The organism is Bacillota bacterium, from assembly GCA_040754675.1.
Classification (GTDB): domain Bacteria; phylum Bacillota; class Limnochordia; order Limnochordales; family Geochordaceae; genus Geochorda.
Map to the genome: position 1 here is coordinate 1 of JBFMCJ010000021.1, position 13,420 is coordinate 13,420.

17 protein-coding genes are annotated in these 13,420 nt (G+C 64.9%); 4 read left to right on the top strand and 13 right to left on the bottom strand.

The annotated features are described in order from the left end of the window. Positions 1-145 precede the first annotated feature (145 nt). From AB1609_02460 to AB1609_02495, 8 genes are all read right to left on the bottom strand, one after another. The gene (locus tag AB1609_02460; protein ID MEW6045332.1) at positions 146-757 is read right to left on the bottom strand and encodes a TRAP transporter small permease subunit; all 612 of its coding nucleotides are present in this window, start codon (positions 755-757) and stop codon (positions 146-148) included. A gap of 71 nt (positions 758-828) precedes the next feature. Next, a complete protein-coding gene (locus AB1609_02465; protein MEW6045333.1) occupies positions 829-1,860 on the bottom strand; it encodes a DctP family TRAP transporter solute-binding subunit in 1,032 nt (343 codons plus the stop codon). A gap of 124 nt (positions 1,861-1,984) precedes the next feature. Continuing rightward, complete coding sequence (locus AB1609_02470; GenBank protein ID MEW6045334.1) at positions 1,985-3,154, bottom strand: iron-containing alcohol dehydrogenase; 1,170 nt, start codon at positions 3,152-3,154, stop codon at positions 1,985-1,987. 5 nt (positions 3,155-3,159) lie between these two features. Then, on the bottom strand, positions 3,160-3,867 hold the full coding sequence (locus tag AB1609_02475; protein ID MEW6045335.1) for a GntR family transcriptional regulator: 708 nt from the start codon (positions 3,865-3,867) through the stop codon (positions 3,160-3,162). Between the two features lie 171 nt (positions 3,868-4,038). Beyond that, positions 4,039-4,767 (bottom strand): Ldh family oxidoreductase, encoded by a 729-nt coding sequence (locus AB1609_02480; GenBank protein MEW6045336.1) that lies wholly within the window; start codon positions 4,765-4,767, stop codon positions 4,039-4,041. Between the two features lie 21 nt (positions 4,768-4,788). After that, positions 4,789-5,175, bottom strand: coding sequence for a hypothetical protein (locus AB1609_02485; GenBank protein MEW6045337.1), 387 nt, complete (start codon positions 5,173-5,175; stop codon positions 4,789-4,791). Next, positions 5,061-5,447, bottom strand: a complete 387-nt coding sequence (locus AB1609_02490) for a hypothetical protein (protein MEW6045338.1) — start codon at positions 5,445-5,447, stop codon at positions 5,061-5,063. Before AB1609_02490 ends, AB1609_02485 begins: the two co-directional genes overlap by 115 nt. A gap of 573 nt (positions 5,448-6,020) precedes the next feature. Further along, the gene (locus AB1609_02495; GenBank protein MEW6045339.1) at positions 6,021-6,320 is read right to left on the bottom strand and encodes a hypothetical protein; all 300 of its coding nucleotides are present in this window, start codon (positions 6,318-6,320) and stop codon (positions 6,021-6,023) included. Positions 6,321-6,328: 8 nt separating this feature from the next. Between AB1609_02495 and AB1609_02500 the strand changes: the two genes are divergently transcribed. The 4 genes from AB1609_02500 to AB1609_02515 all read left to right on the top strand — a co-directional run bounded on the left by AB1609_02500 (position 6,329) and on the right by AB1609_02515 (position 8,156). Then, a complete protein-coding gene (locus AB1609_02500; GenBank protein ID MEW6045340.1) occupies positions 6,329-6,457 on the top strand; it encodes a hypothetical protein in 129 nt (42 codons plus the stop codon). Between the two features lie 13 nt (positions 6,458-6,470). Then, complete coding sequence (locus AB1609_02505; GenBank protein MEW6045341.1) at positions 6,471-6,635, top strand: hypothetical protein; 165 nt, start codon at positions 6,471-6,473, stop codon at positions 6,633-6,635. 70 nt (positions 6,636-6,705) lie between these two features. Further along, positions 6,706-6,963: a hypothetical protein gene (locus AB1609_02510; protein ID MEW6045342.1), complete on the top strand. Its 258-nt coding sequence runs from the start codon at positions 6,706-6,708 to the stop codon at positions 6,961-6,963. Continuing rightward, on the top strand, positions 6,960-8,156 hold the full coding sequence (locus AB1609_02515; protein ID MEW6045343.1) for a M20 family metallopeptidase: 1,197 nt from the start codon (positions 6,960-6,962) through the stop codon (positions 8,154-8,156). The genes AB1609_02510 and AB1609_02515 overlap by 4 nt, the downstream gene beginning before the upstream one ends. 37 nt (positions 8,157-8,193) lie before the next feature. Here the strand turns inward: AB1609_02515 and iadA are convergent, their stop codons facing one another. The 5 genes from iadA to AB1609_02540 all read right to left on the bottom strand — a co-directional run. Next, positions 8,194-9,336: a beta-aspartyl-peptidase gene (iadA, locus tag AB1609_02520; GenBank protein ID MEW6045344.1), complete on the bottom strand. Its 1,143-nt coding sequence runs from the start codon at positions 9,334-9,336 to the stop codon at positions 8,194-8,196. Between the two features lie 25 nt (positions 9,337-9,361). Then, entirely contained in the window at positions 9,362-10,264 is a 903-nt protein-coding gene (locus AB1609_02525; GenBank protein ID MEW6045345.1) for an ABC transporter permease, read from the bottom strand. A 7-nt stretch (positions 10,265-10,271) separates the two neighbouring features. Beyond that, positions 10,272-11,192 carry an ABC transporter permease gene (locus AB1609_02530; protein MEW6045346.1) on the bottom strand — a complete coding sequence of 307 codons (921 nt, stop codon included), beginning with the start codon at positions 11,190-11,192 and terminating at the stop codon, positions 10,272-10,274. A gap of 97 nt (positions 11,193-11,289) precedes the next feature. Next, positions 11,290-12,855 (bottom strand): glutathione ABC transporter substrate-binding protein, encoded by a 1,566-nt coding sequence (locus AB1609_02535; protein MEW6045347.1) that lies wholly within the window; start codon positions 12,853-12,855, stop codon positions 11,290-11,292. 126 nt (positions 12,856-12,981) lie between these two features. Beyond that, positions 12,982-13,420: DUF3782 domain-containing protein (locus AB1609_02540; GenBank protein ID MEW6045348.1), on the bottom strand; the 439-nt coding region annotated here is incomplete at its 5' end.

The window sequence follows — 13,420 nt, forward strand, 5'->3', positions numbered from 1 at the left end:
ATGGTTTGCGAAAAGATGTGAAGCGGGAAGGATCCGGAGAGGAACAAACCGGCCGCCGCCCCCAGCGCCATGCTCACCGCAAGGGGTACGCCAATCACGCTAAGCACCGCGAAGGTCGTAATGATGACTACCGACATGGGGTTTGTCACCCTTTGTCCAATATAGGACTTGTCTCTCCGGCCAGGGCTCGCGCCGTTCGGCTCGTTCTGCGAAGGTAATCCGCAATCTCAAGAATCGCCACGGCCCCGCTCGCCGGCAGCGACAATCCCACTAAAGCGAGTGGAAACCGGACGGCGTAGCCCCTTTCTCCAGCCATCCACTGCTGGTCTACCAGCAGCCATCCCGTGTACACTTGCAACCCCAGGAACACCAAGACGGAGGCTCCCAGCACAACCCGAACGAGGCGTTTAGCGCTGGCACCCAGGTAGTGCTCAAGGAACTGTAGGCGGGTGTGGCTGTCGTCGCCGAATCCCGCGGCGGCACCCAGGAACATGAACCAGATGAAGATGTACCGGGCGACCTCCTCGGTCCAGGGTAAGGATGCCCGAGCCCATCGGGTCAGGACACCGACGAGTACCACCAGGGTCAGTCCGAGCATCCCCATCATGAGGATCCCGTCACGAATGCTCCGTTCAATCCGAATAAGCCTATTCCAGAATCCCCCGGCGGGCTGCTGCCCGACAGGCGTAACGGTTGCGGCAGGTTTGTCCGCGAGCGAGGCTTCAATGCCTCGCATCCCTTTCTCAGCCACAGCCATCCCCTCGTTCCTAACCGTCCCGGTGCAGCGAGGCTACGTGATGGGAACCTCGCTGCACCGAGACTTGTCCCCTAGAAGTTGCGAAGGGCCTGGAGAGCTTTCACGGCCTCCTCATAGAACGCCCCGCCAACGAGTTCCTTGTACTTCGATTCTACGGAACTGGCGACCTTTTCGAACGCTTGCCGTTGCTCCGGAGAAAGGACGATGACCTCCATCCCGCGATCCCGCAGCCTGCGCAGGTACTCGGCCTCCATGGCTGTCTCGAAGTTGAGCTTCCACAGGCCGGCGTCTCTACCGGCCTGCAGCAGGATGTCCTGCACATCCTTCGGTAGCGACTCCCACTTCTTCTTGTTGGCGGCCAGGATCCAGACGTCGGTCTGGTGGTCAGACATCGTTACGTACTTTTGGACCTCGTAGAACCGGGCGCTCCAGATAACGCCCAAGGGGTTTTCCTGGCCGTCCACCGTTCGCGTTTGCAGCGCGGTGTAGAGCTCCCCGAAAGCAATCGGTGCCGGGCTTGCCCCCAATGCTTGGAAATACGTCACGTACGCGGGGCTCTGCGGAACCCGGAAGCGCAACCCTTTGAAGTCACCGGGAGAACGAACGGGCCTGCTGGACGTCGTAATCTTTCGCATGGGCCGCACCCAGTAAGCGAGCCCTTCGATACCCATCCGCTCGAGGTCACGGAGCAGCTGCGTCGCCGGATCGGTTGTCGTGAAGGCCGCCACCTCTATCATATCACGGAAGAAAAACGGGACGGTGAACATGTTGAAGCGGGCGTCGAAGGGAGCGTACAGGGATGTTGTTAGAGCGAGTAGGTCAAGGGCCCCTGCGCCGAGTTGTTTGATGGCGGCAGGAGGGGATCCGCCGAACAGCGCACCGTCGGGGTACACCTGGATCTGCACGCGCCCGCCACTTCGCTGCTCAACGAGCTGCTCGAAATACTTCGCTGTCAACGTGATCGGGGAATTGGTGGGATCCGGTGTTGAGAGAGTCAGCCGTATCTGTTCGGCGGCACTCGCAACCCCGGCCGCTGCGCCCACAGTCAGGGTGAGTATCCAGACTGCTGTCAGCCACACAAGAGCGCCTCTCTTGGCTTTCATCCGCGCATCCCCCTTTACGCAATCTGGGCAGTTGATCCTAACCCAAACCCCAACACCGTGTCCGCCGGTTGAAAGCCTCATCCCCCCTTTAACCGCTCGCCCACGATTCCCTGTTGGGTCAGTCCTACAGGGCGGATTTCAAAATCTCGACTATGTCCGCTTTGGTCACGAGCCGGGGATTGACTGTGGCGTTGTCTGTCTGCAGGGCTCGTTCGGCAATTCCATCCAGGTCCGATGCTGTAAGGCCGAACACCCCGAGCCTTACGTTCATTCCCACGTCGTTGATAAGAGTTTGCACCGCTTGAACGGCGCGGCGCGCCGCGTCACGCTCAGTCAGGCCATCCACGGGTTCACCCAGCGCCCGAGCCAACCTAGCGAACCTGCGGGTCGCCCCGAGGTAGTTGAACTCCATGACGTACGGGAGCAGGACTGCCACGGCAACTGCATGGGGAACTCGCCAGGGCCTGTATCCCAGAAACATTGCGATAGCATGACCCAGCCCGAGGCGAGTGTCGTTCATCCCCATCGCGGCCAGGGTTGCACCAAGCATCATCCCGTAACGGTGTTCGAGACGGCGGCCGTTTCTGACGGCCCCCCGAAGATGTTCTCCTATCAGTTCAACCGCTTTCAAAGTGAGCGCGTCTGAGATGGGGTTCCACGCATTGTTGGTGTAGGATTCCACCGCGTGTGCAAGGGCATCAAGCCCGCTGGACGCCGTTATGGAAGGCGGGAGCGTGACCGTCAGTTCGGGATCACAGATCGCCAAGACGGGAACGACGTGCGGACTTCCGATTCCCAACTTCACGCCGGCCTCATCGTCGAATAAAACGATCCAGATGCTGGCCTCGCTACCAGTCCCCGCTGTCGTGGGAACGGCTACCATGGGGAAGGCGGCTCTTTCGACGTTGCCAAGGCCTTTGTAGCTGGTCAGCGGTTTGGGATTGGTCAGGGCGGTAGCTATCGCTTTGGCGGTATCGAGCACAGAGCCGCCGCCCAGGCCTACGATAACATCGACCTTGAAGTCCTTCGCTGCTACTGCAAGCCTTTCGCAAAGCTGTGCGCTAGTTTCAGCTGGTACCTCTGAGAAGACTTCCAGGTCAATGCCGGCGTTTCTAAGGCCGCGTACGACGTGGTCGCTGATCCCGGCCGCCGCCACCCCTGGATCAGTCAAAACAAAGGCGCGCTTCCATCCTCGCTCGAGCAATTCCGTCCCGAGGCGACTCGCAAGGCCGCAACCGAAGAGGATACGGGTTCCTATCGGGCCAAATCCGAACGGTGAGGTCTCCAAGTACATTTCTTTCACTGCTCCTCCTTGCCCGAACTTGCAGCCATGCGACTGAGCATCTCTTCCATAGCTCGCCGAATGTGAAACCGCATCAGACGCTCGGCCTCATCGGCATCCCTGCGCTCGATGGCGCCGAGGATCTGCTCGTGTTCCTCGACGGCCACATTGGGACGACCGGGGTAACGAACCGTGTGAAGGGTCAACAGCCTGATTTGATGGCGGATGGGGGTAAGCGTTTCTTCTAACAACCGGCACCCCGACTGCTCGACGATCGCCTCGTGAAAAGCGGCATTATAGCGATGATATTCGTCGAGGTCGTTGGCCCCGAGCGCGGCCCGGCCTTTCTCTTGAAGCTTCAAAAGCTGGGCCAAGCCGTCCTCGCTTCGGTTCACCGCCGCAAGCCGTGCAGCCATACCCTCGACTGCCTCGCGTACGACGTACACTTCTCTGACTTCCCTCGCCGACAGGGCCCTAACCCAACACCCTTTCCGGTACTGGTACTCAACCAGGCCGTCGTCGCCGAGCCGCCTCAGGGCTTCCCGAACGGGAGTTGCACTAACTCCCAACTGCCTGGCTAGATCCGCCTCTTTCAGCCGAGTCCCGGGCGCCAGCACCCCGGACAGGATGGCCTCCGAAAGGTGCTTGTACACTTCGGAAGCGAGTGCCTCCGGCTTCAGCCTCGGCAAGACCTCGTGAAGCCCTGTCCGCTCTTCTTTTGTCAACAACCCCACCGAACCTCCGCACCCTCAAACTGGTTTGACAAGCTGGGGCGAATCCACCCCCAGCGTTTCGGCGAGCTCTTGCAACATATCGGGGACGCCGGGTCAAGGGGGACACCGTCTTTCGCGTAAGTCTTCAACAGGCGCTCTTCGAGCGCACCCGGTAGGACCACCTCAAAAAAGCCTTGGGCCGGTTGACACGCCCTGACATCGTCGATAAACCAATAGAGCCGCGTCAGCATCTGTCGTAGGGAGACCGGTCGGGTCAAGAGCCCACCCTTCAGGAATGGATTCGCCCCGCTGCGCCGGCAAGATGATGCGCCCCCGGGCTACAACGCTTGTCGCCATGTCGAGGACAACCGGTAGATAGCTGCCAGCCGGGACGGCCCCCGCCACCGGGTTGGTGCCGAGGAGTCGTCCCCGTCCTCCCCAGGGCGCCATCGTGGGCGGCACGTTGGAGAGTGCCACGCCTACGCACTGCTGGCGGATGGCGTCGTAAACGTAATAAGCGCCAGCTTCAAAGTGATTGCTGTGACGAACAGCAACCACACCGGTTTGGCGCGCCAGGTCAAGCGCAGTCCGCATTCCCGCGAGACCCACCACGGGTCCCATGCCGTTGTCGCCATCGAGGACCGCTGTAGATAAGCCCGTTTGCTCAACGCGGACCCTCAGTCTGGCGTTGACCAGCCCCAGGCGCAATCGGCGAATATAAACGGTTACGCGGCTGACACCGTGGGAAGCAATCCCCCGGAGCCTCACGAAGACAAAGCACCTGCTCACTTCCGTGGCGTCCTGTTCCGGAAGCCCTGCTCGCGCGAACAGGCAGGTTACAAAGTCTTCCACAGCGCCAGGTTCAACGCGAGGTCGGGTGTCGCGCTGCTCTCCGTACGGTGGGGGACCCATAAGCTTGCCCTCCTGAGCCTCCTACTTAGACAAAGCACTGAGCCGCTCCACGATCGGCTTGAGACCCAAAAGCTCCAGGGTGCTCTTGCCGTGGCGAATGGCCTCCATGATCTGCGCTTCCTCTTGCTGCCTCCGCCTGGCGGCCCGAAGGACGGCGTCTACGCTCTGCAGGCCGACCACGACAACACCGTCGTCGTCGCCTATCACGACATCACCCGGATGGACCGTTACACTGCCGCAGTTGACCCGCTCCCCGACGGATCCACCCGCACACTTTGAGGCCCCGCCAATGCTTATCGCTCGCACAAAGGTAGGAAAGCCCATATCCCGGATCTGGGCAGAGTCGCGGACCGCCCCGTCCACGACGAGACCAGCAATGTTTCGTGCCCGGGCAGCGACGGTGAGCACCTCTCCCCAAAGGGGTAGCCACCCGCATCCACAACCAGAACATCGCCGGGCTTCGCGACGCTCACCGCCACGTGCACCATGAGGTTGTCGCCCGGATGACAGCGCACGGGAAGAGCGGGCCCGGCTACCTTCATGCCTGGCGCAAGAGGCTTGATCGCGGAATTCATCCGGCCCATCTGCCCATTCGCTTCGTAGACCGTCGCTGCCCCCAGCTCGGCGAATGCGCGAACCAGACTCGCCGACGGCCGTTCGAAGTCGACGTTCACGCACATTGCTGGGTCAGCCTCGCCTTCCGCGGGTTCAGTGAAAGGACCTGTTTGTGCCGCAATAGAGCGCCCTCCGTCGCGCAACCGGACGGTAAGCCGTCACGCTACGTCCAACTGACGATCGTGCATACAATGTTGTTTATCGAGCATATTCGACGCGGGTGTCAGGATCTCCTCCAAGATCACCTCGGCTATAGTCCCGGGTAGCGGTACACCACTTGTGGGGTCGTGGCTCGATGGACCGCCATAGTCGCCACTACCGCGACGAGGAGATGGGCTTTCGATGCTTCGGAGGGACACGCAAGGCCGTCAACGAAGTCTTGACAACGCGGCGGAATGCCACGGACGACTGGATGCCTGGGTCCAGCTGGTGCCATCTCGTGCTGCCTGTCAGCGAAGCATACGGTTCGAATGCTGCACCGAAGGGATGAGAGGTTAGCGATAGCGTTCGCTATCACGCAGCCCTGCATGGACACGCCGCACCTCCATCGATGCTCGGCTGCCCGCGGCGTCGCCCCTATACGTGCCGCCTGTGTCCGTCCGCTTACGAACGCCGTCCTCTGAAGCATACGTATGTTTTCACGTTGCAAAGTCGCTCCCGATCGGCGCCGGCAAGACGACCCTGTTCAACATGCTGACCGGTTCGTCCGGCCCACCCAGGGGCGCATTGCCTTCCGGGGCCGCGACATCACCCACGCCGCGCCCCATGATATCGCCCGGCTCGGGATGGTCCGTACGTTTCAGCTCGTCCACCCATTTTCCCGGCTCTCCGGCCTGGAGAACCTCGTGGTCGGCCTCAGCGACCGTACCTTCGACCCGGGCGGCCGGGAACAGCGCCAGGTGCAAGAGCGGGCCGTTGAGGTGGCTCACCTGCTCCATTTCGAGCGGTGGCTGTACGGGACCTGGTGGCCGGCTATGGCGGGGCGCTGGCCGTTGACGGCATCAGCCTGGGGGCGGGCGAAATCGTGGCCGTGATGGGCCCCAGCAGTGCCGGCGGATCGCCGAGAGCATTGTGAAGGTGCAGCGGGAGTGGGGGGATCTCCGTTCTCCTGGTCGAACAGGATTACCGTGCTGGCCATGCAGGTGGCGCAGCGGGCGTACATCGTGGCCGAAGGGCGGGTCATTCAGGCCGGCCCGGTGGAGCAACTGGTCGCCGACACCCGCATCCGGGAGGCTTACCTCGGCATCGCCTGAACGCCACCACGGCATGGGACCGCCTGAAGGTGACATTGGCACGACGCAAGGCCGAACAAAGCCAGGGCCCGTGGTGCAGACCGGGGACGGCTGGTTCCTGGTCGGCGATGGCGACAGCCTCGAAGAGGCGGCCGCCGCCGCGGTCAACCGTGGGATTCAGCTGCTCTCCGGCCTTTTCAGCCTTCCGAGGGAGGAAGCCTATATGCTGCTGAGTATGGCCTGCGACCTTCGCTTCTCGCAGGTGGCCCTGCGGCGGGCCGGCGTGTCGCTGCGTGTCCCCCGCTCCATCGTCAAGGTGACCCCGCAACGGTGGCCGTCGGGCGTATGAGCACCCTTGCTGCGGCTCTCAAAAGGCACCTGGACACGGAAGAACTGCTCGAAATGGCCCGGACGCTGGTTCGCATGGACACCACCAACCCGCCGGGCAACGAAGCGGCTGCGGCTCGCTGGGTGCAGGAACAAATGGCCCGGCTCGGGTTCACCGGTATTTGCCTCGTCGAGCCCGCCCCCGGGCGCGCCAGCGTCGTCGGCCGCTTTGGCAACACCGCCGGTGGCGCCGGCCGTACGCTCCTCTGGAACGGCCACCTCGACGTGGTGGCCGCCGGCGACCGGTCTGCCTGGCGCTACCCGCCCTTCGACGGGGTCATAGCCGAAGGGCGCCTTTGGGGCCGGGGCAGCGCCGACATGAAAGGCGCCGTCGCCGCGATCCTCGAGGCTGTGGCGATCCTCAACCGGGCCGGCATCGCCTTGCAGGGAACCCTGGCCGTCCAGGCCGTTGCAGACGAGGAAGTCTTGGGCCCTCTCGGCACCCGCTACCTCGTGGAGCACGGACATGCCCGCGCCGACGCCGGCATCTGCGGCGAACCGACGCAACTGCAGCCCCTCGTTGCGGCCCGCGGCCTCATGTGGGCCGAGATCACGACCCTCGGCCGCAGCTGTCACGCATCGACCCCCCAACTGGGCGTCAACGCCATCGTGAAGATGAGCAAGGTGGTGCAGGCGCTATCTGACCTGCGCTTCAGAGCACGCCACCCCGTCCTGGGCTCTCCGACCCTGAACGTGGGCACCATCACCGGCGGCACCAACACCAACGTCGTCCCCGATCGCTGCACCATCACCGTGGACCGCCGCCTCGTCCCCGGGGAGACCATCGAGGGCGCCCGGGATGAACTGGTGCAAGAGCTTGCCGCGCTGCAGGCCTCGGATCCGGAGCTGCGCCCTGAACTCCGGCTGATACGAGACGCCCGACCTTCCGAGATCCGCGCCGACGAACCCATCGTCCGCTCCGTTGCCCGCGTGCGGGAACTTCTTGGCCTCGGCCCGACCCGCCCTGGCGGCATGCCAGGCACCACCGACGCCCGGTACCTCATCAACGATGCCCGCATCCCGACCGTGATCCTCGGCCCGGGCGACGTCACCCAGGCTCACGTGGTCAATGAGTCGGTCGCTATTGCCGAGCTTGAGCATGCCGCGCTGCTCTACGCCGGAATCCTGTGTGACGTCCTCGGGTGCGGCGGTTGAAGCCCCCGCCGGAAGCTTTGCAGGGCGCAGCCTCAGGTCACGCACCCGGCGGGTGGAGCCGCCGGCCGCGGCACCAGACCTGAAGCACGTTGAGATCGCCGTCGAACACCGCGATGTCCGCGTCCATGCCCGGGAGGAGCCGCCCCTTGCGCTGCAGCTTCAACACGGAGGCGACGTTGCTCGTCACGACCTGCAGCGCCCGCTCCAACGGCACACGCGCTTGCCTGACCAGGCTGCGCCAGTCGGCCAGAAGCGAACGGATGCTGGCGACCCGCATGCGCACCAGCCGGCCGCTCTCGTCAAACTCGGGCAGGCTCCCGTTGCTGTCCGAGCTCATCGTGATCCGCGACCACTCGACGCCGCGGCCGGCGAGTTGCACAATGGCTTGCCAGGCGGGCACCGCGTCGGCCGACGGGAAGTCAAAAGCCGTCACGTCCACCGTCCCGCCAAGCGAGGCAAACCGCTCCGCCTCGTCGAGCAGGCGCCGGGTCCTGTTGACGTGCGTGGGGACGAACTGGGTGATGGGCAGCTCCGTCTGCTCCACGATGTCAAACAGCGGCTTGAGCCCGTCGCGGCCGCTCCCCACGTGAACGTGGACGATGCCCGCCTTCCCGGCCAGCATGCCCCCCACCCGCGCCTCGGCAGCCAGGCGCCGCAGCTCGGCCGGCTGCGGCTGCGCCGAGCGGTGATCGGAGATGGCGATCTCCCCGACGCCGATGACCTTGTCGATGAGCACCAGGTCCCGCTTGACGCTGCCGGTGAGGGTAACGGGGGGTACCGCATACGAACCCACGTACATGTACGCCGAGACCCCCTGCTCCTCGAGCGCGCGCACCTTTGCCAGCAGCGCCTCAGGGTGGCGGGTCACGTCATCGGTTCCCAGGCAGCCGACGACCGTCGTAACCCCCGCCGCCACTATCTCGTCCACCGAGATCTCGGGGCAGCGCGTGGCGTAGCCTCCCTCTCCCCCGCCCCCCGTCACGTGCACGTGGCCGTCGATGAAGCCCGGCACCGCCAGAGCCCCCGGCACCTCGACGAGTTCAACGGGCCACCCGGCCGGCGGGTCGAGCCGCTTGCCGACCCAGGCGATGCGTTCGCCGCACATCAGGATGTCCGTGGCGTCGCTCGGCTCCGGGGTGAAGATGCGTTCCACGCGCAAAAGGGAGCATGGCGCCTCCATCGACAAAGCCCCCTGTCTGAAGCGTCTACCGTCCAATCACTCGCAGGCGCCCTCGCATGCGCGGGTTGAGCGCATCGTTGAGGGCGTCGCCCAGCAGGTTGAACGAAAGAACCGTGCCCGCGATCGCCAGGCCGGGAACCAGGCTCAGATGGGGGGCCGTCACCAGGTACGTGCGCGCCTCGCTTATCATGGCGCCCCACTCCGGGGTCGGCGGCTGGACCCCCAGTCCGAGGAAGCTCAACCCCGAGGCGGTGAGGATCGAAGCGGCCGTTCGCAGGGTGAGCAGCACGAGCACCGGGGGCATGGCGTTGGGGATGACGTACCGCACGAGAATCCCCCAGTCGCTCTTGCCGACGGCCCTGGCCCCCTCGACGTACAGGTTGTTGCGGACCGAAAGCACCGAGCCCCGCGTCACCCGCATGACCTGGGGCAGGTTGTACACGCCGATCGCGACGATGGTGCTGACCAGCCCCGGCGGCAGGATCGCGGTGACGGCGATGGCCAGCATGATGTCCGGAAAGGAGAGCAGCACGTCGACCACGCGCATCGTGGCCTCATCGACCCACCCGCCGCGGTAACCGGCCAGCGCCCCCAGGAAGATCCCCACCGCAGCCGCCAGCCCCAGGGACGCGACGGCCACGGTCAGGGAGACGCGGCTTCCCCACACGATGCGGGCAAAGACGTCCCGCCCGAACTGATCGGTCCCAAGCCAGTGGTCGGCCGAGGGCGGCTTGAGAATGTTGAGCAGTTCGATGGCGTTGGGGTCATGAGGCGACAGCAAAGGCGCCAGCAGGGCCACGCAGATGAACAGGGCCACCCCCGCAAACCCCGCGATCCCGCCCGGGGTTCGCAGCCACGCTGGCAGCCTTCTTACGCGCCTTGACGGCAGTGCGATGGCGGCGTCGGCGGATGGTTGAAGTTGTGCCATAGAAGCCTCACTCGTACCGGATGCGCGGGTCCAGCCACGCATAGAGGATGTCCACCACGAAGTTGAGCACGGCGAACGTCACGGCGACCACCAAAAGCCCGGCCTGAACGATGGGATAGTCCCGGGTGAAGATGGCGCCGGCGATGAGGCGCCCCATGCCCGGCCACGCAAACACCGTCTCGGTCAGGACCGCTCCCGCCAGCGAATAGCCGAGCTGCAGGCCCACGACGGTGATCACGGGGAGGATGGCGTTTCGAAGGGCGTGCCGGAAGAGGATACGCCGCTCGGCGACGCCGTAGGCCCGGGCCGTGCGAATGTACTCCTGATCGATGATTTCGAGCAGGCTCGAACGGGTCATGCGCGCGATGGTCGCCGTCAGGGCGGCGCCCAGGGTGATGGTAGGCAGCACCAGGTGCTCCAGGCCGCCCGACCCCCCTGTGGGAAGCCACCGGAGATGCACCGCAAACAGCCACATGAGCAGCAGGCCCAGCCAGAAGACCGGGGCCGAGACGCCCACAAGCGACAGAGTCATCACCGTGGTGTCGGCCAGGCTGTACGGGTACCGCGCGGACAGCGCGCCCGTGGTGATGCCGACCAGGCTTGCCAGCGCCACCGCCGAGAGCGCCAGCCTGGCTGTGTTTGCGTAGCGCCAGCCGATCTCCTCCAAAACGGGCCGCCCCGTCTGGTACGACGAGCCCAGGTCGCCCCGGGCGGCTCGCTGCACGAAGAGGACGAACTGCTCCGGAAGCGGGCGGTCAAGCCCGAGCTGGCGGCGGATCTGCGCCACCGTCTCCGGGGGCGCGTCGGGGCCGGCAATGAGGCGGGCCGGATCCCCGGGGGCCAGCCGCACCAGGCCGAAGACGACCGCGAGGATCCCGATGACCACGACGGCCAGGATGCCGGTTCGGCGCAGAAGGTACTGCGTCAAAACAGAACTCCCCTTGGTCCGGTTGGCGGCCGGGCGGGCCGAGCCTTCGGCGAAGCGCCGGCCCGCCCGGGTGTGGCATCGACGCGGAGAAGGGCGGCTACTGCTTCCACGCGTCCTTCACCAGAACGATTTCGATGGGCAGCACCTTGACGCCCTGGAGGTTGGAGCGCACCCCGACGATCTGCTTCAGCACGTGCAAGAACGCCCACGGCGCGTCGGCCACGATCTGCTTCTGCGCCTCGCAATACACCTGGGCCCGAGCGGCCGGATCGCTCACCCTCATGCCCTGTTCGATGAGCCGGTCGACGGCAGGATTGCTGTAATAGCTTGCGTTATCGCCCGGCGGATGCGAGCTGGAGTGGAGCAGCGGGCGCACCACCCAGTCGGCGTCACCGGTGGACGGCGCCCACCCCAGAAGGAACATCTGGTAGGTGGCCTGCTCTTTGGGAACATCGAAGATGTTGCGCAGGTAAGTCGCCCACTCGAACGTGCGAAGCTGGGCGCGCACCCCGACCTGCTGCAGCATTGCCTGGATGGCCACCGCCGTTTCGTAATCCTTCAGGTAGCGGCCCTGAGGCGCCCACAGAGTGACGTCCAGCCCGCCCGGGTATCCGGCTGCGCGAAGCAGTTCGCGGGCCTTTTGCGGGTCGTAGGGGTAGCCCCCGGTAGAGCAATAGCCATTGACCAGGGGCGCCATCGGCGAGTCCGAGACCTGGGCGAACCCGCCCAGCACCTGGGAGACGATCAGTTCCTTGTTGATCGCGTAGTTGATGGCCTGGCGCACCCTCGGGTCGTCGAATGGCTTGCGCTGCGTGTTGAAGCCCACGTAAATGACGCGAAGGCTGTCCCGGACCAGCACGTTCGTCTCGGCGCCGGCCTGCAGCCGGGGCACTTCGCTGGGCGGCACGAAGGTGATCACGTCGGCCTCGCCCGTCTGCAGCTGGAAGACGCGGGTGGCGTCCTCCGGGACCACCCGGAAGACGATGCGGTCGGCCTTGGGCCGGCCCCGCCAGTACTCGGGATTGGCCTCCAGGGTGATGTGGTCGCCCGGAATCCACTCAACGAACCGGTAGGGCCCGGTACCCACGGGGTGCTGGCCAACTTTCTCTCCCCACCGCTGGATGTTGGCCGGTGACTGAATCAGGCCGGCTCCGTGGGCGAGGTGGTGGAGAAAGGCCCCAAAGGGAAACTTCAGATGAAAGACGACCGTGTAGGCATCGCGCGCTTCCACCGAGTCGACGTAGGGAGCGTACAGCGCCGTGCGGCGAAGCTTGCTCGTCAGGATGCGGTCGAAGTTGGCTTTCACCGCCTGCGCGTTGAAGGGCGTACCGTCGTGGAAGCGCACGCCCTTGCGAAGGTAGAAGATGACGTCCTTACCGTCGTTGGCGAACTCCCAGCGCTCGGCCAGGGCCGGGCGAATGTTGAGCCGCTCGTCGAACTCGACGAGCCCATCCATGATGTGACGCAAGACCGTCTCCGAAGGGTTGTCCGTCATGTCGGGCGGATCCAGGCGGACGGCATCCGTCCCGGTGGCGACGGTGATCGTTTGGGCGGCAGCAGCCGACGGAAGCGCCGCTGCCATGACGGCAAACACGGCCACGAAGGCCGCCCACAGCCAGGCGCCGCGCGGGCCTTGTCCGCCAGAGGGCTCTAGATGGGTCATTGCAATGACACCTCCTGTTAGGGGCTGCTGGGCTGGTTCGATGGGGGCCCCTCATCTCCTGCGTGGCGGCGTGGCCGGCGGCAGAAGCCAACTCGCATCAAGCGGCGCTCGAGGCGCTGCCGGGGCTCAAACGGGGCCCGAGGCTTCAGGCTGCTCCTCCTGTTCGGCCTCGGCCAGCAGCATCCGGATGCCGAGCTCTTGGGCAAGCTGCACGGCCCGCTTCTGTGCGAACGGAGCGATCATCAGCCTCTCGAACGGCTCGTCGAGCTGGCGCTGGGCAAACTGAAGCTTGCGGAAGAACTTCAGGACATCCTCGGGCTCTGCAAAGCCCTTTACTTCGACCAGAAACCGCCGGCCATCGTGGACGAACGCGTCAAATTCAATCGCTTGCCCGGGGATGCCGAATACCTCGCCGGCCGCGTCCTTCAGCACGAGCCGTTCGGCTTGAAGCGGACCGACCCCCGAGAACTCTTCGACGGTGGCGCGTACGGCCTCCTCCAGACCGCGCCCCGAACGGTGCCCCAGGCTCCCCAGCCCGATGCGCAGCTCCCGCAGAATGCGGTCG